The sequence below is a fragment of the Streptococcus oralis subsp. tigurinus genome (assembly GCF_002356415.1).
GTDB classification, from domain to species: domain Bacteria; phylum Bacillota; class Bacilli; order Lactobacillales; family Streptococcaceae; genus Streptococcus; species Streptococcus oralis_F.
In genome coordinates, this window is the sequence record NZ_AP018338.1 from 906579 (window position 1) to 931033 (window position 24455).

Consider the following 24455-nt stretch of genomic DNA (forward strand, 5'->3'; position numbering starts at 1 on the left):
GGAGATTATTTCAGCTTTTTTTCATGCTTTTAATAAAACGAATTAATTTTGATGGAGCTTTCTGATAAGTTATTTGATTATCATCTAAAAATCTCTGAAAATCGGCTTTCCCTTTTTCATGGTCGGTGACTTCAAGCTCGAGTTCATAGTCCGTTTGGTCAAAGTAGTGACTTTCATCTAAGGCCATTAAGCCAATTTCTGTTTTCGTTTCATAACGAAGGGTTGAAAGGCAGCCTAAAACAAGCCAGTCATGACTTTCAATACCAATTTTAGCAAGCTTTTCTAGAACGAGCCCTTGAGGTAGTTTTTGTTTTTCTAGGTATGATTCAGCTTCTGGAAGAGTTAGTTTCTGGTTGTATTCCATATTTCCTACAGTTTGAGGAACTTTTAAGGTCAATTCCGCCCAATCTGCAAAAGTGCGAATGCGCATGGCAACCTTCTTTTCACGCAATTGAAAATCTGGTGTGTCAATGTAGTAGTTTTTCTGAAGGACGGATTGGATATGGGAAAACTGTTTTTTTAGATGATCATATTCCTCTTTTTTCAGAAGTGTTTTCAATTCTATTTCTAAATGTTTCATTTTTTCAACCTTTTCTATATCTTTGAAAGCGATTTATGGTATAATGGACAATGTATTTATTGTATACGAATGTACTGAAAAAATCAAAGATTTTCGACAGAGCAATCAAACATTACAAGGGAGAGAGTATGACCATAGAATGGGAAGAATTTTTAGATCCTTACATTCAGGCTGTTGGTGAATTGAAGATTAAACTTCGAGGAATTCGCAAACAGTATCGTAAGCAAAATAAGCATTCTCCGATTGAGTTTGTAACGGGTCGGGTAAAACCGATTGAAAGTATCAAAGAAAAGATGGCTCGTCGAGGAATTACATATGCAAGTCTAGAACATGATCTGCAAGATATTGCGGGTTTACGTGTCATGGTTCAGTTTGTTGATGACGTTAAAGAGGTAGTTGAGATTCTACGTAAACGCCAAGATATGAGAGTCGTTCAGGAACGAGACTATATCACTCATCGTAAGGCTTCAGGTTATCGTTCTTATCACGTGGTTGTCGAATACACGGTTGATACGATCAACGGAGCGAAGACGATTTTGGCGGAAATTCAAATACGGACTTTAGCCATGAATTTCTGGGCTACGATTGAACACTCGCTCAATTATAAATATCAGGGCGATTTTCCAGAAGAAATCAGGAAAAGGCTGGAAATCACGGCCAAAATAGCCTATCAACTGGATGAAGAAATGGGTAAGATTCGTGATGATATCCAGGAAGCGCAGGCTCTCTTTGATCCATTGAGCAGAAAACTAAACGATGGTGTAGGAAATAGTGACGATACAGATGAAGAATACAGGTAAACGAGTTGACCTCATAGCAAATAGAAAACCTCAGAGTCAGAAGGTCTTGCATGAGCTGAGGGAAAAACTAAAGAAACAACATTTTATACTGAATGATACCAATCCCGACATCGTCATTTCGATTGGTGGTGACGGGATGCTTTTGTCTGCCTTTCACAAGTATGAGAATCAGTTAGACAAGGTTCGATTTGTAGGTGTTCATACAGGGCATTTGGGATTTTACACAGATTATCGTGATTTTGAGCTGGATCAGTTGGTGACCAATCTTCTGCTAGACACTGGTGCCAAAGTTTCCTATCCTGTTTTGAATGTCAAGGTAACGCTTGAAAATGGAGAAGTGAAAATCTTCCGGGCCTTAAATGAAGCGAGTATCCGTCGATCAGACCGGACCATGGTGGCAGATATCATCATTAACCATGTTCCGTTCGAGCGATTTCGTGGAGATGGAGTGACTGTTTCAACGCCGACGGGAAGTACTGCCTACAACAAGTCCTTGGGTGGAGCTGTCTTGCATCCGACTATTGAAGCCTTGCAGTTGACGGAGATAGCGAGTCTTAACAACCGAGTCTATCGCACTTTGGGATCATCGATCATTATTCCCAAAAAAGATAAGATTGAACTCTTACCGACACGCAATGATTACCATACGATATCAGTCGATAACAGCGTCTATTCATTCCGTAATATCGAACGGATTGAGTATCAAATCGACCATCACAAGATTCACTTTGTAGCAACACCAAGTCACACTAGTTTCTGGAATCGTGTCAAAGATGCCTTCATCGGCGAGGTGGACGAATGAGGTTCGAATTTATCGCAGATGAACATGTCAAGGTCAAAACCTTTCTGAAGAAACACGAGGTTTCTAAAGGACTGTTGGCTAAGATAAAGTTTCGAGGTGGGGCTATCCTAGTCAATAATCAACCTCAGAATGCGACTTATCTCTTAGATATTGGAGATAGGGTTACCATTGACATCCCAGCAGAGGAAGGCTTTGAAACCCTTGAAGCAATCGACCGTTCCTTAGATATCTTGTATGAGGATGACCATTTTCTGGTTTTGAATAAGCCTTATGGAGTTGCTTCCATTCCCAGTGTTAATCATTCTAATACCATTGCGAATTTTATCAAAGGCTACTATGTTAAACAGGGATATGAAAATCAGCAGGTTCATATCGTGACCAGACTTGATCGAGATACATCAGGTTTGATGCTCTTTGCCAAGCACGGTTATGCTCATGCACGATTAGACAAGCAACTACAACGAAAGTCTATCGAAAAACGTTATTTCGCTTTGGTTAAGGGCAATGGGGATTTGGAGCCTGAAGGGGAGATTATCGCCCCGATTGCTCGTGATGTGGACTCCATTATCACGAGACGGGTTGCTAAAGGTGGAAAATACGCCCATACATCTTACAAAGTTGTAGCGTCTTATGAGGATATTCACTTGGTTGATATTCAACTGCATACTGGGCGAACCCATCAGATTCGTGTTCATTTTTCACATATTGGTTTTCCCTTACTTGGAGATGACCTCTATGGTGGAAGTTTAGAGCATGGCATAGAGCGTCAAGCGCTACATTGCCATTTCTTATCTTTTTATCATCCTTTTCTTGAAGAACAGTTGGAAATATCATCTCCACTGCCAGATGATTTTAAGAATTTAATAACTAAGTTATCAATTAATTAATATTAAAGGAGAAACTCATGGAAGTTTTTGAAAGTCTAAAAACCAACCTAGTTGGTAAAAATGTACGCATCGTTCTCCCTGAAGGGAAAGAACCTCGTATCCTCCAAGCTACAAAACGTTTGGTTAAAGAAACAGATGTTATCCCAGTATTGCTTGGTAACCCTGAAAAAATCAAAATCTACCTTGAAATCGAAGGAATCACTGAAGGTTACGAAGTTATCGACCCTGACCACTACGCTAAGTTTGACGAAATGGTTGCTGCGCTCGTTGAACGTCGTAACGGTAAGATATCAGAAGAAGAAGCTGTTAGACTCTTGCGTGAAGACGTTAACTACTTTGGTGTAATGCTAGTATATATGGGCTTGGTTGACGGTATGGTTTCAGGTGCACTTCACTCAACTGCTGCAACAGTTCGTCCAGCCCTTCAAATCATTAAAACTCGTCCTAATGTTACTCGTACTTCAGGTGCCTTCTTGATGACTCGTGGTTCAGAACGTTATCTTTTCGGAGACTGTGCGATCAACATTAATCCTGATGCAGATGCCTTAGCTGAAATTGCTATTAACTCAGCAATCACTGCGAAAATGTTTGGTATCGAACCCAAAATTGCTATGTTGAGCTATTCTACTAAAGGTTCTGGTTTTGGTGAGAACGTTGATAAGGTAGTAGCAGCTACACAACGTGCGCACGAACTACGTCCAGACCTTGAAATCGATGGGGAATTGCAATTTGACGCTGCCTTCCACCCTGAAACAGCAGCTTTGAAAGCTCCAGGAAGTAAAGTAGCTGGACAAGCAACTGTATTCATCTTTCCAAGTATCGAAGCAGGAAATATCGGTTACAAGATTGCAGAACGTCTTGGTGGTTTCTCGGCTGTAGGTCCTGTTCTGCAAGGTTTGAACAAGCCAGTAAACGACCTTTCTCGTGGATGTAACTCTGATGATGTTTACAAGTTGACCCTTATCACTGCTGCCCAAGCAGTTCATCAATAAGAAATAGACCTCTTTCCCTATGGGAAGGGGCTTTTTAGTACTGAGAAAAGGACAGTTAGAAGCTTCTATGTTATACTAGATATATGTTAGATTTGAAAGAACATGGTGTTGACATGTGGCCAGAGGAGAAGATCATTTCATTTCGTGAAAAACTCCTCAAGTGGTATGATGAAAACAAGCGAGATTTACCTTGGCGGAGAAGTAAAAATCCTTATCACATCTGGGTATCTGAAATCATGCTGCAGCAGACCAGAGTGGATACAGTTATTCCATACTACGAACGATTCTTGGACTGGTTCCCAACTGTTGAAAGTCTGGCGAATGCCCCTGAAGAGCGTCTACTGAAGGCTTGGGAAGGATTGGGCTATTATTCTCGAGTACGCAATATGCAGGCTGCAGCCCAGCAGATTATGGCTGACTTTGGGGGTCAATTTCCAAACACCTATGAAGGAATTTTTAGTTTGAAAGGGATTGGACCATACACTGCGGGAGCTATTTCTAGTATCGCTTTTAACTTGCCTGAGCCAGCTGTCGATGGCAATGTCATGCGAGTTTTGGCACGTTTGTTTGAGGTTAATCATGATATCGGAGTTCCCAGCAATCGAAAGATTTTCCAAGCTATGATGGAAATCTTGATTGATCCGAAACGACCAGGTGATTTTAACCAAGCACTGATGGATTTAGGTTCTGACATAGAGGCACCAGTTAACCCTCGACCAGAAGAAAGCCCTATTAAGGAATTTAGCGCAGCCTATCAGAATGGGACCATGGATGTATATCCGATTAAAGAACCCAAGAAAAAGCCTCTCCCAATTTATCTCAAGGCTTTGGTTGTACGCAATGACCGTGGTCAATATCTACTTGAGAAAAATGAAAGCGAAAAACTGCTAGCTGGATTTTGGCATTTCCCCTTGATTGAAGTTGATGATTTCTCAAGTGATGACGATCAGCTAGATCTCTTTTCTCAAGTCACAGAGGAAAGCAGAGCATTTGGACCAAGTCCTCAAGAAAACTTTGAGCAGGATTATGATTTAGAAGTGAATTGGTCCCAGCAAGTATTTGACCAGGTAAAGCATGTATTTAGTCATCGGAAATGGCATATTCAAATCCAAGCTGGCCAGGTGACAGAAACAAAGCAGTTTTCGGACAGAGAAATTCGTTGGGTTTCTCCTCAGGAGTTTTCTGATTATCCACTTGCGAAACCTCAACAAAAAATTTGGCAGGCTTATAAAACAACTTTTGAAGATAAAGGCCTATAGTAGCCATTTGTACCTTCTTTGCATTTTTTTGTTATAATAGATAGAGAAAAGGTGATAAAATGAAAAAAATATTAATTGTAGATGATGAGAAACCAATCTCAGATATTATTAAGTTTAATATGGCCAAGGAAGGTTATGAAGTCGTTACAGCCTTCAATGGTCGTGAGGCAATCGAGCTATTTGAAGCTGAGCAACCGGATATTATTATCCTCGACTTGATGCTACCTGAAATTGATGGTTTAGAAGTTGCTAAAGCTATTCGTAAGACTAGTAGCGTGCCGATTATCATGCTATCAGCTAAGGATAGCGAGTTTGACAAGGTTATTGGTTTAGAGTTAGGTGCAGATGATTATGTTACAAAACCTTTCTCAAACCGTGAGTTGCAAGCACGAGTCAAGGCCCTACTTCGTCGTACGGATCTAGTTTCTGTGGATAGCCAAGAGTCTGATGAGAAGAAGACGCAGCCTTTACAAATTGGTGATTTGGAAATCGTTCCAGATGCTTACGTGGCTAAGAAATATGGTGAGGAATTAGATTTAACCCACCGTGAGTTTGAACTCTTGTATCACTTGGCGTCTCATATTGGTCAAGTGATTACGCGTGAACACTTGCTTGAGACTGTATGGGGTTATGACTATTTTGGTGATGTTCGTACTGTGGACGTGACCATTAGACGCTTGCGTGAGAAAATAGAAGACACTCCAAGTCGCCCAGAGTACATTCTCACACGTCGTGGTGTTGGATACTATATGAGAAAAAATGATTGAAGATATTAGACAAACTATTCTGACCAGCGATTTTATCTTTATCCTGATTTTACTTGGCTTTATCCTGGTGGTGACCTTGCTGTTACTGGAAAATCGTCGGGATAATATCCGTCTGAAGGAGATAAATCAAAAGGTTAAGGACTTGATTGCAGGTGATTATTCTCAAGTTTTGGACTTGCAAGGAAGTACAGAAATCACCAATATCACCAATAATCTGAACGATTTGTCAGAAGTTATTCGTTTGACCCAAGAAAATCTGGAACAAGAGAGTAAACGATTGAACAGTATTCTTTCTTACATGACAGATGGCGTTCTTGCGACCAATCGCCGTGGCCAGATTACCATGATTAACGATATGGCCAAGAAACAGCTCGGTGTGCAGAAAGAAGATGTTCTGAATAAAAGCATCCTCGAATTGCTTAAGATAGAAGATGAGTATGAGCTGCGTGACCTGATTACACAGATTCCTGAGTTGACGATTGACTCCCAGGATGTGAATGGGGAATACCTGAGCCTTCGTGTACGTTTTGCTCTGGTTCGTCGTGAGTCAGGTTTCATCTCTGGTTTGGTTGCCGTTTTACATGATACGACCGAACAGGAGAAGGAAGAGCGTGAGCGAAGACTCTTTGTTTCGAACGTGAGTCACGAGTTGCGAACTCCTTTGACCAGTGTTAAATCTTATCTTGAAGCCTTGGACGAGGGAGCTCTGTATGATCCTGTTGCTCCTGATTTTATCAAGGTTTCACTCGATGAAACCAACCGTATGATGCGGATGGTAACAGATCTCTTGCATCTCTCTCGTATTGATAATACGACAAGTCAGCTAGATGTGGAATTGATTAATTTTACAGCATTCATCACCTTTATTCTCAACCGCTTTGATAAGATGAGAAGTCAGGATGACGAGAAAAAATATGAACTTGTTAGAGATTATCCAATTAATTCAGTTTGGATTGAGATTGATACCGATAAGATGACTCAGGTGATTGATAATATTCTTAACAATGCAATCAAGTACTCACCAGATGGCGGCAAAATTACTGTTAGCATGAAGACCACTGATGACCAGATGATTTTATCCATCAAAGACCAAGGTCTAGGTATTCCAAAGCAAGATTTGCCGAAGATCTTTGACCGCTTCTATCGTGTGGATCGTGCAAGAAGCCGGGCTCAAGGTGGAACTGGTCTAGGTCTAGCCATCGCAAAAGAAATCATCAAACAACACAATGGCTTTATATGGGCCAAAAGTGAATACGGTAAGGGATCGACCTTTACCATAGTGCTCCCTTATGATAAGGATGCCGTAAAAGAAGAAATATGGGAGGACGAAATAGAAGACTAGAATGAGTGAAAAAGGCTTTAAATACAGTATTTTAGCATCAGGTTCCAGTGGAAATTCCTTTTATCTGGAAACCCCAAAAAAGAAAATCCTAGTGGATGCGGGCTTGTCTGGTAAGAAAATTTCAAGTCTGCTAGCTGAAATCAATCGCAAACCTGAAGATCTGGATGCGATTCTGATTACGCATGAGCACTCAGATCATATCCATGGGGTCGGTGTATTGGCTCGTAAATATGGTATGGATCTTTACGCCAATGAAAAGACTTGGCAGGCTATGGAGAATAGTAAGTATCTTGGCAAGATAGACTCTTCACAAAAGCATATTTTTGAAATGGGTAAAACCAAAACCTTTGGTGATATCGACATTGAGAGTTTTGGTGTTAGCCATGATGCGGCAGCACCACAGTTTTATCGTTTTATGAAGGATGATAAGAGTTTTGTCATGTTGACTGACACAGGTTATGTTAGTGATCGTATGGCAGGAATTGTTGAAAATGCGGATGGTTACCTCATCGAGTCCAACCACGATGTAGAAATCTTACGAGCTGGATCTTATGCTTGGCGACTCAAACAGCGTATCCTATCTGATCTCGGTCACCTTTCTAACGAAGACGGTGCTGAGGCCATGATTCGTGCCATGGGAAATCGTACCAAGAAAATCTACCTTGGCCACTTGTCCAAAGAGAACAATATCAAGGAGCTGGCTCATATGACCATGGTCAATCAGCTAGCCCAAGCTGATCTGGGAGTCGGAGTAGACTTTAAGGTTTATGATACCTCACCAGATACCGCAACTCCATTAACAGATATATAAAAAAGAAGGCGAGTGCCTTCTTTTCTTATGTTTAGCTATTATTTTCTACTCCAAACACGATCTAAAATATGATATAATAAGGTTTATAGTACGAGAAAGGTTGCCTTATGACGATAGATATTAGTGAAGAAAAGTTGGCTTTGGAGTCTGCTGACTTATTAAAAATTCTTTTAAAAGATCGAACGACAAAGAAAAATATTGTTTGGGCAACGCATTCTTATGAATTGTTGGGAAAGGGATTTGCTTCAAGTGACCGCATTACTCCAAGTAGGGTGACGGGAAACTATGCAAACTTGATTCAACCCCGATCAGAAAAGTCCAAGTATGAACAAAAAGACCGAACCAAGATTAGAGCCGAAGTCTTTACGCCAACTTGGTTGGTTGAAAAGCAAAATGGCTACGTGGAAGCTGAACTTGAAGCTCTAGCTCTTGAAGATTATATCCAAGTCCGCTGGCTAGAAATCACCTGTGGTGAAGCACCTTATATGGTTTCTCGCTATGATACAGTGATTGGTGAGGAAATTCCATTATCTGAGCGAGTTGGTTTTCTTGATAGAAAATTGCAACGCATTAGTCGTGAGGTCTCAGATGAAGCCACCTTCTATAAGCTTGTAAAAAAAGCTTATCGATCTTCTTATGGATATGAGTATCAAGGAGATTCTCTGCTTTTGGCGCGTGAAAATCTTTTAGCAACATTTGAGGACTACTATCTTGCAAAGACTGGCAATCAACCGACCTTAGAGCAAAAGAAAGAAATTGCGACTATTATATCCTACAATGTCTTTCAGATGGATGGACTGAAAAAAATTAGTCCTTACTCAGCTACACAAGAGCAATCTCAACAACTAAGCTTGTTTTCAGATGAGCTAGAAGTTCAAGAAGTAGAAGAATCTAAAACCCAAATCAAAAACTGGAAAAAGAATAAAATGATAGGTTTTGAGAGCCTATCAAGCGAGGAAAGTGAAATGAAATTTGATGTCGTGATAGGAAATCCGCCGTATCAGGAAGAATTACAAGGGACAAGTGATAAACCAATATATCATCATTTCATGGATGAATCTTATAAGATTAGTAGAAAATCAGTATTAATAACACCTGCTAGATTTTTATTTAAAGCTGGGAAAACACCAAAATCATGGAATGAAAAAATGCTGTTGAATGAACATTTCAAAGTCATGTATTATGTTCAAGATTCTTCAAAAGTTTTTCCTGGTACGGATATTAAAGGCGGAGTAACGATTAGTTACCATGATAATGATAGAGTTTTTGGAGCAATAAAAACATATACTCCTTTTACTGAATTGAATGAAATCTTACAGTTAGTTATTAACCATAAAATTTTTAAACCAATTACTCCGATTATTTATTTACAAAATAAATTTAATTTAGATGCTGTTTATAGTGATTATCCAGAGTTGCGGTTTGTTATTGGTAGTGATGGAAAAGAGAAACGTCTTACTACATCAATTTTTGAACAACTTCCATTATTTACAGATATAACACAATCAGATGATGATATTAAAATACTAGGACTAATCAAAAATAAACGTCAGTATAAATATATAAATAAAAAATATATTGAGAAACATGGAAATTTGAATAAATATAAAGTATTGTTACCTAAGTCCAATGGGAGTGGGGCGATTGGCGAAGTCCTATCGACCCCACTCGTGGGTACCCCACTCGTGGGTTATACACAATCTTTTATTTCTTTTGGTAATTTTGATTTAGAAGTTGAAGCTGAAAACTGTCTAAAATATATTAAAACAACATTTTGTAGAACATTGTTAGGGACTCTTAAGATTACTCAGGATAATAATAAAGATACTTGGCAAAATGTCCCTCTCCAAGACTTTACGGTCAATTCGGACATTGATTGGACACAATCAGTGGCTGATATTGACCGCCAGCTCTATCAAAAATATGGTCTTTCTCCAGAGCATATAGCTTTTATTAAAATACATGTGAAGGAGATGGATTGATGGTAGAAATTAAAACTTCTAAAGAGATTCATCCTAAAATCTATGCCTACACCACTCCTACGGTAACTAGTAATGAGGGCTGGATTAAGATTGGTTATACAGAGCGTGATGTCACGCAACGGATTAAAGAACAAACGCATACTGCTCATATAGATACTGATGTCTTATGGACTGGGGATGCAGCCTATACGGAAGAACCTGATAAAGGAAAAACTTTTAAGGACCATGATTTCCACCATTTCCTTTCTTTTCATGATGTGGAACGTCGTCCCAAGACTGAATGGTTTTACTTTAATGGAACTCCTGAAAAATCTAAAAATCTTTTTGATAAGTTTGTTCAGCATGATTTGTCAGGTTATCAGCCTGGTCAAGGACAGGACTATACCTTACGACAAGAGCAAGAAGAGGCAGTTTCTAAAACTTTAGCTTATTTCAAGAATCATCTAGGAGGTAAGTTTCTCTGGAATGCCAAGCCACGTTTTGGTAAAACCTTATCTACCTATGACCTAGCTCGTCGAATGGATGCTGTCAATGTCCTAATCGTAACCAACAGACCTGCAATAGCTAACTCATGGTATGATGATTTTGAAAAATTCATAGCTGGTCAAACGACTTATAAGTTTGTTTCAGAAACAGACAGTCTTAAAAATCGGCCAACCTTGTCACGAAAAGAATTTGTTGGTATTTTAGATGACGATGTAAGACAACTTGCTTTTATCAGTCTCCAAGACTTGAAAGGCTCTGCTTATCTTGGTGGAGAGCACAATAAACTCAAATGGGTAACCGACCTACATTGGGACTTGTTGGTTATCGATGAAGCTCACGAAGGAGTTGCTACCTTCAAGACAGATCAGGCTTTTAATAAGATTCGTCGAAACTTTACCTTGCATCTATCAGGAACTCCATTTAAGGCACTAGCTAAGGGAGAATTTACCGAGGAGCAGATCTACAACTGGTCTTACGCTGATGAGCAGGCAGCTAAAACAACTTGGTCACCTGATCAAGAAGAGGAAAATCCATATGAGAGCTTGCCTCAGTTAAATCTCTTTACCTATCAAATGTCTCAGATGATTGGAGAGGAGTTAGAAAAAGGGGCTCAACTCGATGGAGAGAACATCGACTATGCTTTTGACTTGAGTGAGTTCTTCGCAACAGATGATAAAGGGAAATTTATCCATGAGCAAGATGTCAGAAATTGGTTAGAGACTTTATCAAGCAATGAAAAGTATCCATTTTCAACCAAAGAACTTCGTAATGAACTCAAGCATACTTTGTGGCTCTTAGAACGTGTAGCCTCAGCAAAAGCCTTAAAAGTACTGCTAGAGGAACATCCCATCTATGAAAACTATGAGATTGTGTTAGCTGCTGGTGACGGGCGTATGTCTGAGGAAGATGATAAGGTTAAACTCAAATCCCTAGACTTGGTTAGAAAAGCGGTAGCAGAGAATGACAAAACCATTACCCTATCCGTCGGTCAATTGACGACAGGTGTGACGATCCCTGAATGGACAGGCGTATTGATGTTATCAAACTTAAAATCACCTGCCATTTATATGCAAGCTGCCTTTCGTGCACAAAACCCTTACTCATGGAGCGATAACAAAGGAAATCACTTCCGCAAAGAAAGAGCCTATGTATTTGACTTTGCGCCAGAAAGAACCCTGATTCTCTTTGATGAGTTTGCGAACAACTTATCACTTGCGACTGCAGGAGGTGGTGGAACTTCCGCAACTCGTGAAGAGAACATCAGAGAACTCTTAAATTTCTTCCCTGTCATAGCAGAAGACCGTGCAGGTAAGATGGTTGAAATTGATGCTAAGGCAGTTCTGACTATACCGCGTCAAATAAAAGCTAGGGAAGTCCTCAAACGAGGGTTTATGTCTAATCTCTTATTTGATAATATCAGCGGCATTTTCCAAGCCAGTCAAACCGTTCTAGACATCTTAAATGAACTACCAGTTGAAAAGGAAGGAAAGTTACAAACATCATCGGATCTACTAGACTTTTCAGGTGTTACAGTGGATGATGAGGGCAATGCAGTGGTTGACCATGAAATCGTGGTCAATCAACAAGCACGACTTTTTGGTGAAAAAATTTATGGGCTTGGTGAGTCTGTTGCTGAATTAGTCACAAAAGATGAGGAAAGAACTCAAAAACAGCTGGTCAATGACTTGAGTAAGACCGTTTCTTCAGTAATTGTAGAGGAATTGAAGGCTGGATATGATCTGAAAACTCGGGAAACAGATCAAATCAAGAAACAAATTGCAGCAACATTTGAGAACGAAGTTCGAAAAAATGAGATTGAACGTAAAATTTCTGAAGCTCATATCAAGGAAGAGTTGCAACAACAACTCAAGGAAACAAATGATAAGGAACAGAAAGATAAGATTCAAGAAGATCTTGAAAAACGTATAGAAGAAAATAATCTCATTCACAAAGAAAAACTAGAACAAACACTCAAAAATGAAGTGGAAAAAATGCCTGAGAAGTTCATCGAACAGGTTGAGATAAAACGTGTAGAGCAGTTGAAACAATCAGCTCAGGATGAGATTCGGGACCATCTTCGAGGATTTGCACGAACAATCCCTAGTTTTATCATGGCCTACGGTGATCAATCTCTAACACTTGATAATTTTGACATCTTTGTTCCTGAGCATGTCTTCTTTGAAGTGACTGGTATTACGATTGACCAATTTCGTTATTTGAGAGATGGTGGGCAAGATTTTGCAGGACATCTCTTTGATCGAGCAACATTCGATGAAGCTATTCAAGAATTTCTTCGCAAGAAAGAGGAGTTGGCGGATTATTTTAAAGATCAAAAAGAAGATATCTTTGACTATATTCCACCACAAAAAACCAACCAAATTTTCACTCCTAAACGGGTAGTGAAGAGAATGGTGGATGACCTTGAAAAAGAAAATCCAGGAATCTTTGATGATCCGTCTAAGACATTCATTGATTTGTACATGAAGTCAGGTCTCTATATTGCAGAGCTTGTTAAGCGGCTATATAACAGCAATGGCTTGAAAGAAGCTTTTCCAAATCCTGAAGAACGCTTAAAACATATCCTAGAAAACCAAGTTTATGGATTTGCACCGTCCGAAATTATCTATAACATTTCCACTAATTTTATCTTTGGAAATCTCTCTCAAGATATCAGTAGAAAGAACTTTGTTTTAGAAGACACCATTCCAGCTGCCAAAGAAGGTAGGATTCAGGAATTGGTGGATAAATATTTTGAATATAATTAAAAAAGAAGGCGAGAGCCTTCTTTTGTTGTCTTTTACAATCCTGCAAATTCTTTGATTTCTTCTGCTGACATGGAAGAGTCGCAACGGACATTGATTTGGCCATCAGCAACATGAACGAATCCCGGAACAGTTGGGATACCATAGCGTGAACGGAAATCTTGCAAAGCATTGAGTTGGCTAGGTTCTTCGCTATTGATGAAGTAGATGTGGGCTTTGGTTTCAGCTACGACACCTGCCAATGTGCCTGCAAATTTACGGCAGTAAGGGCAAGTTTTACGGCCAATAAAGAAGGTTGCTGTTTCTTTATTATCGAGTGCTTCTTGCGCACGCGCAACTGTAGTGACTTCAAGGTCTTTGATATTATCTAAAAATTGTTCCATGAGATTACCTCGCTTTCATTGATAAGTCTAGTATGCCATAAAGTTTCTAAAAATGCTTAGATTTGATACGAAAAAAAGATGAGACTGGTTGGTCTCATCTTTTATAGGGCTTTATTTTACAAAGGCATTGATTTCAGCTTCGATATTAGCAATCTTAGCTTGTGAATCTTCATTACTTTCACCCACAACGGCAATGTAGAACTTGATTTTTGGTTCAGTACCGGAAGGACGAACGGCAATCCATGAACCATCAGCAAGTGTGTATTTCAAAACATCACTTGGAGGAGTTGTCAAGTTTGTAACAGTACCATCAGCAGCAGTAGCAGTTTGAGCCTTGAAGTCTTCTACGACAGTGATAGTTGTTGCGTTCCATTCTTTTGGAGCATTGTTACGGAACTTAGCCATGATTTCCTTGATTTGTTCTGCACCATCAACACCAGAAAGGGTAACAGAGATAGTCTTTTCAGCGTAGTAGCCGTATTCTTTGTAGATTTCTTCGATACCGTCAGCAAGTGTCAAACCACGTGAACGGTAGTAGGCAGCAAGCTCAGCAACGACAAGAACGGCTTGGATAGCATCTTTATCACGTACGAATGGCTTAATCAAGTAACCGAAGCTTTCTTCAAATCCCATCATGTAAGTGTGATTGTGTTTTTCTTCAAATTCTTGAATTTTTTCAGCGATAAATTTGAAACCAGTCAAAACGTTGAACATGGTTGCGCCGTAGCTTTCAGCAATTTTCGTTACCAAGTCAGTTGAAACGATTGATTTGCAGAGAGCAGCATTTTCAGGAAGAGTTCCAGCATTTTTGTGGGCTTCCAAGATGTATTTAGCCATGATAGCACCGATTTGGTTACCTGAAAGGTTAAGGTAGCTACCATCTTTTTGAAGAACTTCAACACCAACACGGTCAGCGTCAGGGTCAGTTGCAACAAGCACATCTGCACCAACTTGACGACCAAGTTCTTCAGCAAGGGCGAAGGCTGCTTGGCTTTCTGGGTTTGGAGATTTTACAGTTGAGAAGTCAGGATCAGCAGTTGCTTGTGCTTCAACAACTTGAACAGAGTCAAATCCTGCTTGAGCAAGAGCACGACGAGCCAACATTTCACCCGTACCATGAAGTGGTGTGTAGACAATCTTCATGTCTTTACCGAATTCTTCAATCAAGGTTGGGTTGATGTTTACGTCCTTAACTTCTTTAAGATATTCAACATCGACAGCTTCGCCAATGACTTCAATCAAGCCAGAAGCTTTTTCTGCTTCGACATCAGCAACTTCCACAGCGAATGGATTTTCGATAGCACGAATGTAAGTGGTCAAAGCATCTGCATCATGTGGAGGCATTTGTCCACCGTCTTCTCCATAAACCTTGTAACCGTTAAATGGAGCAGGATTGTGGCTGGCAGTAATCATGATACCTGCGAAACAGTTGAGGTGACGAACAGCGAATGAGAGTTCTGGAGTTGGACGGAGGCTTTCAAATACGTAAGATTTGATACCGTGTTTAGCAAGAACTGCTGCAGATTCAAAGGCAAACTCAGGTGAGAAGTGACGGCTATCATAGGCAATCGCCACACCACGTTCTTTTTCATTTCCACCTTTTGATTCAATCAAACGAGCCAAACCTTCGGTAGCTTGACGAACAACGTAGATGTTGATGCGGTTTGTACCAGCACCGATCAAACCACGCATACCAGCAGTGCCAAATTCAAGATTGGTATAAAAGGCATCTTCCTTAGTTTTTTCGTCCATATTTTCCAAATCTTGACGAAGGTAGTCTGGAAGGCCGGTAAAATCGACCCATTTTTGATAATTTTCTTGGTAAGTCATAGAGTATCTCCTTTATCTATTGCTTTGATCGCTTTCATTATATCACGATTTGATATTTTAGTAAAACGTTAGCATAACTTAAAATGTTGGAAATTTACTTTTATTTCATTGTAGAAGAATAGCCCAATACGCTTTCTAATGAAAAAGAAGATGAATAGTTCGGGTTTATGACTCAAACTTTTTTCATTGCAATTGTGCAAAAGAGAAAAAGATAGTAAAATGGATGTATGATTATTTTACAAGCTAATAAAATTGAACGCTCTTTTGCTGGAGAGGTTCTTTTTGATCATATCAATCTGCAAGTAGATGAACGAGACAGAATAGCCCTCGTTGGAAAAAATGGAGCAGGTAAGTCTACTCTTTTGAAGATTTTGGTTGGGGAAGAGGAGCCAACCAGTGGAGAAATTAATAAGAAAAAAGATATTTCTCTATCTTACCTAGCCCAAGATAGCCGTTTTGAGTCTGAAAATACCATCTACGATGAGATGCTTCATGTCTTTGATGACTTACGTCGGACGGAGAAACAACTTCGTCATATGGAGTTATTGATGGGTGAAAAGTCTGGTGAGGATTTGGAGAAGCTGATGTCAGATTACGACCGCTTATCTGAGAATTTTCGCCAAGCAGGTGGCTTTACCTACGAAGCTGATATCCGCGCTATCTTGAATGGTTTCAAGTTTGACGAGTCTATGTGGCAGATGAAAATTGCTGAGCTTTCAGGTGGTCAAAATACTCGTCTTGCACTGGCTAAAATGCTCCTTGAAAAGCCAAATCTCTTGGTCTTGGACGAGCCTACCAACCACTTGGATATCGAAACCATAGCCTGGCTAGAGAATTATTTGGTGAACTATAGCGGTGCCCTCATTATTGTCAGTCACGACCGTTACTTTTTGGACAAGGTTGCGACGGTTACACTCGATTTGACTAAGCATTCCTTGGATCGTTATGTAGGCAATTACTCTCGTTTTGTTGAGTTAAAGGAGCAAAAGATAGCTACTGAGGCAAAAAACTATGAAAAGCAACAGAAGGAAATCGCGGCTCTAGAAGACTTTGTCAATCGCAATCTAGTCCGAGCTTCAACGACCAAACGTGCTCAATCTCGCCGTAAACAACTGGAAAAAATGGAGCGTTTGGACAAGCCTGAAGCTGGCAAGAAATCAGCCAATATGACCTTCCAGTCTGAAAAAACGTCGGGAAATGTCGTTTTGACTGTTGAAAATGCGGCTATTGGCTATGATGGGGAAATATTGTCAGAACCTATCAACCTAGACCTTCGTAAGATGAATGCTGTCGCTATCGTTGGTCCAAATGGCATTGGCAAATCAACCCTTATCAAGTCTATTGTGGATCAGATTCCTTTTATCAAGGGAGAAAAGCGCTTTGGGGCCAATGTTGAGGTGGGTTACTATGACCAAACCCAAAGCAAGCTGACAGCAAGTAATACGGTACTTGATGAACTCTGGAATGATTTTAAACTGACACCAGAAGTTGAAATTCGCAACCGCCTTGGTGCCTTCCTCTTCTCTGGTGATGATGTTAAGAAATCAGTAGGCATGCTGTCAGGTGGCGAGAAAGCTCGTTTACTGCTTGCCAAACTTTCAATGGAAAACAATAACTTCTTGATTCTGGATGAGCCAACCAACCATTTGGATATTGATAGCAAGGAAGTGTTAGAAAATGCCCTGATTGACTTTGACGGAACCCTTCTTTTTGTCAGCCACGACCGTTACTTTATCAATCGTGTAGCCACTCATGTACTGGAATTGTCTGAGAATGGCTCAACCCTCTACCTTGGAGATTACGACTACTATGTTGAGAAGAAAGCAGAAGTAGAAATGAGTCAGACAGAGGAAGCTTCAACTAGCAATCAAGCAAAAGAACCGAGCCCATTCAATGACTACCAGGCCCAGAAAGAAAGTCAAAAAGAAGTTCGCAAACTCATGCGTCAAATTGAGAGTTTGGAAGCTGAAATCGAAGAGTTAGAAAGTCAAAGCCAGGCTATTTCTGAACAGATGTTGGAGACAAACGATGCTGAAAAACTCATGGAATTGCAGACTGAACTGGACAAAATCAGCCATCGTCAGGAAGAAGCTATGCTTGAGTGGGAAGAATTATCGGAGCAGGTGTAAGAAATGGAACATCTTGGAAAGGTATTTTGTGAATTTCGAACAAGTGGGAAGTACTCCTTAAAAGAGGCAGCAGGTGAATCATGTTCAACCTCTCAGTTATCTCGCTTCGAGCTTGGGGAGTCTGATCTAGCAGTTTCTCGTTTCTTTGATATTTTGGACAATATTCATGTGACCATTGAAAATTTCATGGACAAGGCTAGGGATTTTCAAAATCACGAACATGTTTCCTTAATGGCACAGATTATTCCGCTTTACTACTCAAATGATATTGCAGGTTTTCAAAAGCTTCAAAAGGAACAGCTCAAGAAAGCAAAGAGTTCGACCAATCCCCTCTATTTTGAGCTGAATTGGATTTTGCTACAAGGTCTGATTTGTCAAAGAGATGCTCGTTACACGATGAGTCAGAGTGATTTGGAAAAGGTAGCAGATTATCTTTTTCAAACAGAAGAATGGACCATGTATGAGTTGATCCTTTTTGGCAATCTCTATACTTTCTACAATGTGGACTATGTGGCTCGGATTGGCAGAGAAGTCATGGAGCGAGAGGAGTACTATAAAGAAATTGGTCGCCATCGAAAACTCGTTTTGATTTTAGCTCTTAACTGTTACCAGCATTGTTTGGAGAACCGTTCTTTTGCAAATGCGGACTATTTTGAGGGCTATGTGGAGAAGTTGATTGGAAATGGTATCAAGCTTTATGAGCGCAATATCTTCCATTATCTCAAAGGTTTTACCCTCTACCAGAGAGACTTGAAAGAAGAAGGTTGTAGTCAGATGCAGGAGGCTATGCATATTTTTGAAGTACTTGGACTTCCAGAGCAAGTGGCTTACTATCAGGAACATTATGAAAAATTTGTAAATGCTTAAATTTCCCAAATAAGGGAAATATGAAGGAACTCCTTTCAGTTTTGATACAATAGTTTCAAAATTTGAGAGGAGCTTTTTATATGAATCGACATGCAATCCAGTTGATTAGTCGTGGTGCGATTAATAAGATAGGAAATATGCTCTATGATTATGGAAACAGTGTTTGGTTAGCATCAATAGGGACGATAGGACAGACTGTTCTTGGGATTTATCAGATTTCTGAACTCGTCACATCGATTCTGGTCAATCCCTTTGGTGGAGTGATTTCAGACCGCTTTTTCGCGTCGCAAAATTTTGATGACGACGGACTTGATTTGTGGTATTCTCTGTTTAGCTATTTCTTTCATAAGAAATGATAGCTTGATGATTGCTGCTCTGATCTTCGCAAATATTGTTCAGGCGATTGCCTTTGCATTTTCTCGTACAGCCAATAAAGCCATTATAACTGAGGTAGTAGAGAAAGACGAGATTGTGACCTATAATGCTCGCTTAGAGCTCGTTTTGCAGGTTGTAGGTGTTAGCTCTCCTATACTTTCTTTCATCGTTTTACAATTTGCCAGTCTCCATATGACACTTGTTTTAGATGCCATTAGCTTTTTCATCGCATTTACTTTAGTAGCTTTCCTTCCCAAAAAAGAGACTCAGGAATAAGAGAAAAAGACTTTCAGCTGGAAAAATATTTTTGCTGATATGAAAGAAGGACTTGGCTATATCTGGCACCAGCAAGAGATCTTTTTCCTTTTGTTAGTGGCTTCCAGTGTTAATTTCTTTTTTGCGGCTTTTGAATTTCTCCTCCCTTTTTCAAATCGACTATACGGGGTAGAAGGAGCTTATGCAAGTATTTTGACTATGGGGGCAATTGGTTCCATTATTGGAGCTCTTCTTGCTAGTAAGATAAAAGCAAGTGTTCATAGCCTTTTGGTTTTACTAGCTTTGACTGGAGTTGGAGTTTTTATGATGGGATTACCACTGCCAACTTTTCTTTCCTTTTCTGGAAATTTAGTTTGTGAACTGTTTATGACGATTTTTAATATTCACTTTTTTACTCAGGTGCAAACCAAGGTTGAGGGAGAATACTTGGGGAGAGTCCTAAGCACAATTTTTACCTTAGCCATCCTATTTATGCCGATTGCAAAAGGCCTTATGACGGTGCTACCAAGTGTACATCTCTCTTCTTTTCTGATAATTGGAAGCGGGGTTATTGTCCTGTCTTGTTTCTCCCTCGTTTATGTGCGAAGTCGTTTTGAAAAAAAGGTATAAATCCCCTTTCTTTAAAAAAATTTCACTATTAACTATTTTTCAGCCCTTCTCCATTGTGAGGAGGGCTTGGTTTGTGGTAAAATGGTTTTATGAATGAAAGAATGAATGAGTTAGTTGCCTTACTCAACCGCTATGCGACGGAGTACTATACGAGTGACAATCCTTCGGTTTCAGATAGCGAGTATGATCGCCTCTACCGAGAGTTGGTCGAGTTGGAGGCTGCCTATCCAGATCAAGTTTTAGCGGACAGTCCGACCCATCGTGTTGGTGGTAAGGTTTTAGATGGTTTTGAAAAATACAGTCATCAGTATCCTCTTTATAGTTTGCAGGATGCTTTTTCACGTGAAGAGTTAGAAGCTTTTGATGCGCGTGTTCGAAAGGAATTACCCCATCCAATCTATATCTGTGAGCTGAAAATCGATGGTTTATCTATCTCGCTTACGTATAAAAAGGGGATTTTGGTTGTCGGTGCGACACGTGGGGATGGTTCTATTGGAGAGAATATCACAGAGAACCTCAAGCGTGTCAAGGACATTCCTTTGACCTTGCCAGAAGAACTAGATATCACCGTTCGTGGAGAGTGTTATATGCCACGCGCTTCGTTTGATCAGGTCAACCAAACTCGCCAAGAAAATGGGGAGCCTGAATTTGCCAATCCTCGTAATGCAGCAGCTGGGACCTTGCGTCAGCTGGATACAGCAGTAGTAGCCAAGCGCAATCTTGCCACTTTCCTCTATCAAGAAGCCAGCCCTTCTACTCGTGATAGCCAAGAAAAAGTCTTGAAGCATCTTGAACAGCTTGGATTTGTAGTTAATCCTAAACGAATTCTGGCTGAAAGCATAGATGAGATATGGGATTTCATCCAAGAAGTTGGACAGGAACGAGAGAATCTGCCTTATGATATCGATGGGGTGGTGATTAAGGTCAATGACCTAGCAGGGCAAGAAGAGCTCGGTTTTACTGTCAAAGCGCCTAAGTGGGCAGTCGCCTATAAATTTCCTGCTGAAGAAAAAGAAGCCCAGCTCCTTTCAGTTGACTGGACAGTAGGTCGTACGGGTGTTGTGACCCCGACTGCCAATCTAACACCTGTTCAGCTTGCTGGGACAACTGTTAGCCGTGCAACACTGCACAATGTAGATTATATTGCTGAAAAGGATATCCGCAAAGATGATACAGTTATCGTTTATAAGGCGGGGGACATCATTCCTGCTGTTTTGCGTGTGGTAGAGTCTAAGCGTGTTTCTGAAGAAAAACTAGATATTCCGACTAATTGTCCAAGTTGTGACAGTCACTTGCTTCACTTTGAAGATGAAGTAGCTCTTCGTTGTATCAATCCTCGCTGTCCTGCCCAAATCATGGAAGGCTTGATTCACTTTGCCTCTCGAGATGCCATGAATATTACAGGACTTGGTCCATCTATCGTCGAAAAGCTTTTTGCTGCTAATCTGGTTAAGGATGTGGCGGATATTTACCGTTTGAAAGAAGAAGACTTCCTCCTTTTAGAAGGCGTCAAGGAAAAGTCTGCTTCTAAACTGTATCAAGCCATTCAATCATCCAAGGAAAACTCTGCTGAAAAGCTCTTGTTTGGTCTGGGAATTCGCCATGTCGGAAGCAAGGCTAGCCAGCTCTTGCTCCAACATTTCCACTCTATTGAAAATCTAGCCCAAGCAGATCCAGAGGAAGTAGCAAGTATCGAGAGCTTGGGTAGTGTGATTGCCCAAAGCCTTCAGACTTATTTTGCTACAGAAGGGTCGAATATTCTCTTAGACGAGTTGAAAGAAGCTGGAGTCAATCTGGACTACAAAGGACAGACAGTAGTAGCAAATGCAGCCTTGTCAGGTTTGACAATTGTATTAACTGGTAAATTGGAACGTCTCACACGTTCTGAAGCCAAAAGTAAACTCGAAAGCCTCGGTGCCAAGGTCACAGGCAGTGTATCTAAGAAAACGAATCTTGTCGTAGCAGGAGCAGATGCAGGAAGCAAGCTCCAAAAAGCACAAGAACTTGGTATCGAAGTTCGAGATGAGGCCTGGCTAGAAAGTTTGTAAAGAATAGTTGAAAACTAGATGTTAGATAGTATGGAACTATCTCTCCTGATGTGTTTTTATATCTATTAAAGCTATTCTATATTGTGCTGAAATTCCCGTTAAATTCTTCAGCATGACTTAAAAATTAAAATTAGGAATTAGGAAAAGTAATGTATAGATACCCTGTAGTCATCCATTTTCACCGAAAAAATGGGGATTATGATGCTTGTTCATTCAGTAGAAAACAGGCGGATATTAAAGAAAATTTGTATTATGAAAATGACTATTTTGGAGCAAAATTCTCCTTTACAGTTACAAGTGCAGAAAGGCTCGATACTCTGACCTTTTCTATCGAAATCGATGGAAAGACAAAGGACTATCTCCTGCGGTTTAACCATTATCCACTGTTGACTGAGGTTTGGATTTTGGATGGTGATGAGACAGTTTATTATTCTGAAAATCCAGCCATTGCAAGTCCTTACTATAAAGATCAAAACCCGTTTGCTTTTGATAAAGCCTTTCACAGTGAAAGTTTTGATCATCATTGGGGATACCAAGGAGAGTTAGGTTATAGTATCTCAGACTACCAGACAAGCTTTAAACTCTGGGCTCCAACAGCTACAGCAGTCCAAGTGGTTGTTTATGAAAATACAAGTAACGACGCGCCGATTTGGAAAACCTTTAATCTTGAGCGTGGGAATAGCTATTCATACAGCCATAAGTACAATACTATTGGTGTTTGGAGTGTAGACCTGGATGAAAATCTTGCAGGTAAAGCCTATCAGTATCAGATTGAGTTTCCGCACCACCAGACTTTGACACGAGACCCATACACTATCGCTACAAGTTCTGACGGGAAACGTTCTGTTATCCTCTCTCAGCAAGATAGACAAGTAGAAGGATTCAAAGTCAAACATGGGACAGATGCTCCTTGGCGTTTGGAGAACCCATGTAAAGCCGTTATCTGTGAGATGCACATTCGTGATTTTACAAAATCACCGACATCTGGAGTTCCAGAAAACCTTCGAGGGACCTTCCTTGGGGCTGCCCAGACTGGAACAGTTAACCAGTATGGTCAAGCAACTGCCTTTGACTATATCAAAGAACTTGGCTGTAATTATGTTCAGCTCCAACCAATCTTTGATCGCCATAAGGAATACGACGAGGACGGGAATGTAACTTATAACTGGGGTTATGACCCTCAAAACTACAATGCGCCAGAACCAAGTTTCTCTAGCAATCCAGATGATCCAGGACAGGTTATTCGAGATCTCAAAGCCATGATTCAGGCTTATCATGATGCAGGAATCGGTGTCATTATGGATGTCGTTTACAACCATACCTTCTCAACAGTTGATGCACCTTTCCAAACAACTGTTCCTGATTATTACTATCGTATGAATCCAGATGGAACCTTCCAAAACGGCACAGGTGTAGGAAATGAAACCGCAAGCGAACACGAAATGTACCGCAAGTATATGATTGACTCACTCCTTTATTGGGTGAAAGAATACAATATTGACGGCTTCCGTTTCGACTTGATGGGAATTCACGATGTTAAAACCATGCAGGCAATTCGCTGGGCGTTAGATGAAGTCGATCCGCGTATTCTCACTTATGGAGAAGGTTGGGATATGGGGACAGGTCTTGCACCTTATGACAAGGCCAAGAAGGATAATGCCTACCAGATGCCAAATATTGGATTTTTCAACGATGATCAGCGAGATGCCATCAAAGGAGGAGAAGTTTATGGCTCAATCAAGGCAGGATTTGTTAGTGGTGCAGCTACAGAACCAATCGTAGCCAAAGCCATTCTTGGTAGTCGAGAGTTGGGCTCATATCTTAGCCCAAACCAAATCCTTAACTATGTGGAGGCCCATGATAATTACAACTTGCATGATTTGTTAGTAACCCTTCATCCAAATCACAGTTCAGATAAGATTATGCGCCAAGTTGAGACAGCAACAGCGATGAGCATTCTCATGCAAGGGATGTCCTTTATAGAGCTGGGTCAAGAATTTGGCCGCACTAAACTCCTTGCTACTGGAGAAAATGGCGAGCTGACTGCGGCAGATAGAGAACGGGCTATGAACAGCTACAATGCTCCAGATAGTGTCAACCAGGTCAACTGGGATTTAATCAATGAGAGACAAGAGAGCATTAACTTTATTCGCCAGATTATTCGCCTGAAAACACAGACCAGTGCCTTCTCCTATCCTACATACGAAGAAGTTTACCGTCATGTTTTTGTCCATACAGCTGCTGAAAATAGTGGGTGGATTGTTTACGAAATTCACGGTGGACCAGAGCACTTATTGGTAGTCTTTAATGCGAAAGGGACTTCCTTCTACTTTGAGAATGCAGGAAATCTTGAAATGCTGGTGTCTAATAGTCGTTCTAAAGAATCAAATGTGATTGATGATACCAGTGTCGTAGTCTTAAAAGTACTCTCGTAAATTAATGTTCTGAAAAGGTTTAGATTAACTAGA

General features: G+C 40.3%; 17 protein-coding genes and 1 pseudogene. 15 read left to right on the top strand and 3 right to left on the bottom strand.

From position 1 onward, the window contains the following. Positions 1-10: 10 nt before the first annotated feature. Complete coding sequence (locus STO1_RS04615; RefSeq protein ID WP_096422152.1) at positions 11-580, bottom strand: CYTH domain-containing protein; 570 nt, start codon at positions 578-580, stop codon at positions 11-13. Between the two features lie 128 nt (positions 581-708). Between STO1_RS04615 and STO1_RS04620 the strand changes: the two genes are divergently transcribed. The 10 genes from STO1_RS04620 (at position 709) to STO1_RS04665 (ending at position 13473) form a co-directional block, all read left to right on the top strand. Next, entirely contained in the window at positions 709-1380 is a 672-nt protein-coding gene (locus tag STO1_RS04620; protein WP_000151555.1) for a GTP diphosphokinase, read from the top strand. After that, positions 1364-2182: an NAD kinase gene (locus tag STO1_RS04625; protein ID WP_000799063.1), complete on the top strand. Its 819-nt coding sequence runs from the start codon at positions 1364-1366 to the stop codon at positions 2180-2182. The genes STO1_RS04620 and STO1_RS04625 overlap by 17 nt, the downstream gene beginning before the upstream one ends. Continuing rightward, positions 2179-3069: an RluA family pseudouridine synthase gene (locus tag STO1_RS04630; RefSeq protein ID WP_096422154.1), complete on the top strand. Its 891-nt coding sequence runs from the start codon at positions 2179-2181 to the stop codon at positions 3067-3069. Before STO1_RS04625 ends, STO1_RS04630 begins: the two co-directional genes overlap by 4 nt. 17 nt (positions 3070-3086) lie before the next feature. Then, positions 3087-4061: a phosphate acetyltransferase gene (gene pta, locus STO1_RS04635; RefSeq protein WP_096422156.1), complete on the top strand. Its 975-nt coding sequence runs from the start codon at positions 3087-3089 to the stop codon at positions 4059-4061. A gap of 83 nt (positions 4062-4144) precedes the next feature. Continuing rightward, the gene (gene mutY, locus STO1_RS04640) at positions 4145-5320 is read left to right on the top strand and encodes an A/G-specific adenine glycosylase (RefSeq protein WP_096422158.1); all 1176 of its coding nucleotides are present in this window, start codon (positions 4145-4147) and stop codon (positions 5318-5320) included. A 59-nt stretch (positions 5321-5379) separates the two neighbouring features. Beyond that, positions 5380-6087, top strand: a complete 708-nt coding sequence (gene yycF, locus STO1_RS04645; protein WP_096422160.1) for a response regulator YycF — start codon at positions 5380-5382, stop codon at positions 6085-6087. Next, a complete protein-coding gene (vicK, locus tag STO1_RS04650) occupies positions 6080-7429 on the top strand; it encodes a cell wall metabolism sensor histidine kinase VicK (protein ID WP_000568721.1) in 1350 nt (449 codons plus the stop codon). The genes yycF and vicK overlap by 8 nt, the downstream gene beginning before the upstream one ends. Before the next feature lies 1 nt (position 7430). Continuing rightward, positions 7431-8240: an MBL fold metallo-hydrolase gene (locus tag STO1_RS04655; RefSeq protein WP_096422162.1), complete on the top strand. Its 810-nt coding sequence runs from the start codon at positions 7431-7433 to the stop codon at positions 8238-8240. Positions 8241-8347: 107 nt separating this feature from the next. Then, a complete protein-coding gene (locus STO1_RS04660) occupies positions 8348-10222 on the top strand; it encodes an Eco57I restriction-modification methylase domain-containing protein (protein WP_096422164.1) in 1875 nt (624 codons plus the stop codon). Further along, positions 10219-13473, top strand: coding sequence for a DEAD/DEAH box helicase family protein (locus STO1_RS04665; protein WP_096422166.1), 3255 nt, complete (start codon positions 10219-10221; stop codon positions 13471-13473). The genes STO1_RS04660 and STO1_RS04665 overlap by 4 nt, the downstream gene beginning before the upstream one ends. A gap of 32 nt (positions 13474-13505) precedes the next feature. On the opposite strand, the gene STO1_RS04670 is transcribed toward STO1_RS04665, so the two are convergent. After that, on the bottom strand, positions 13506-13853 hold the full coding sequence (locus tag STO1_RS04670; RefSeq protein ID WP_096422168.1) for a DUF6568 family protein: 348 nt from the start codon (positions 13851-13853) through the stop codon (positions 13506-13508). 111 nt (positions 13854-13964) lie between these two features. Beyond that, positions 13965-15683 carry a phospho-sugar mutase gene (locus STO1_RS04675; RefSeq protein WP_096422170.1) on the bottom strand — a complete coding sequence of 573 codons (1719 nt, stop codon included), beginning with the start codon at positions 15681-15683 and terminating at the stop codon, positions 13965-13967. A gap of 227 nt (positions 15684-15910) precedes the next feature. Between STO1_RS04675 and STO1_RS04680 the strand changes: the two genes are divergently transcribed. The 5 genes and pseudogenes from STO1_RS04680 (at position 15911) to pulA (ending at position 24422) form a co-directional block, all read left to right on the top strand. After that, complete coding sequence (locus STO1_RS04680; protein ID WP_096422172.1) at positions 15911-17812, top strand: ABC-F family ATP-binding cassette domain-containing protein; 1902 nt, start codon at positions 15911-15913, stop codon at positions 17810-17812. A 3-nt stretch (positions 17813-17815) separates the two neighbouring features. Further along, positions 17816-18679 (top strand): Rgg family transcriptional regulator, encoded by an 864-nt coding sequence (locus STO1_RS04685; RefSeq protein ID WP_096422174.1) that lies wholly within the window; start codon positions 17816-17818, stop codon positions 18677-18679. An 80-nt stretch (positions 18680-18759) separates the two neighbouring features. Further along, positions 18760-19939 (top strand): annotated as a pseudogene (locus tag STO1_RS04690) (MFS transporter). Positions 19940-20028: 89 nt separating this feature from the next. Next, positions 20029-21987, top strand: coding sequence for an NAD-dependent DNA ligase LigA (ligA, locus tag STO1_RS04695; RefSeq protein WP_096422176.1), 1959 nt, complete (start codon positions 20029-20031; stop codon positions 21985-21987). 149 nt (positions 21988-22136) lie between these two features. After that, positions 22137-24422, top strand: a complete 2286-nt coding sequence (gene pulA / locus STO1_RS04700) for a type I pullulanase (protein ID WP_096422178.1) — start codon at positions 22137-22139, stop codon at positions 24420-24422. The last annotated feature ends 33 nt before the right edge of the window (positions 24423-24455 follow it).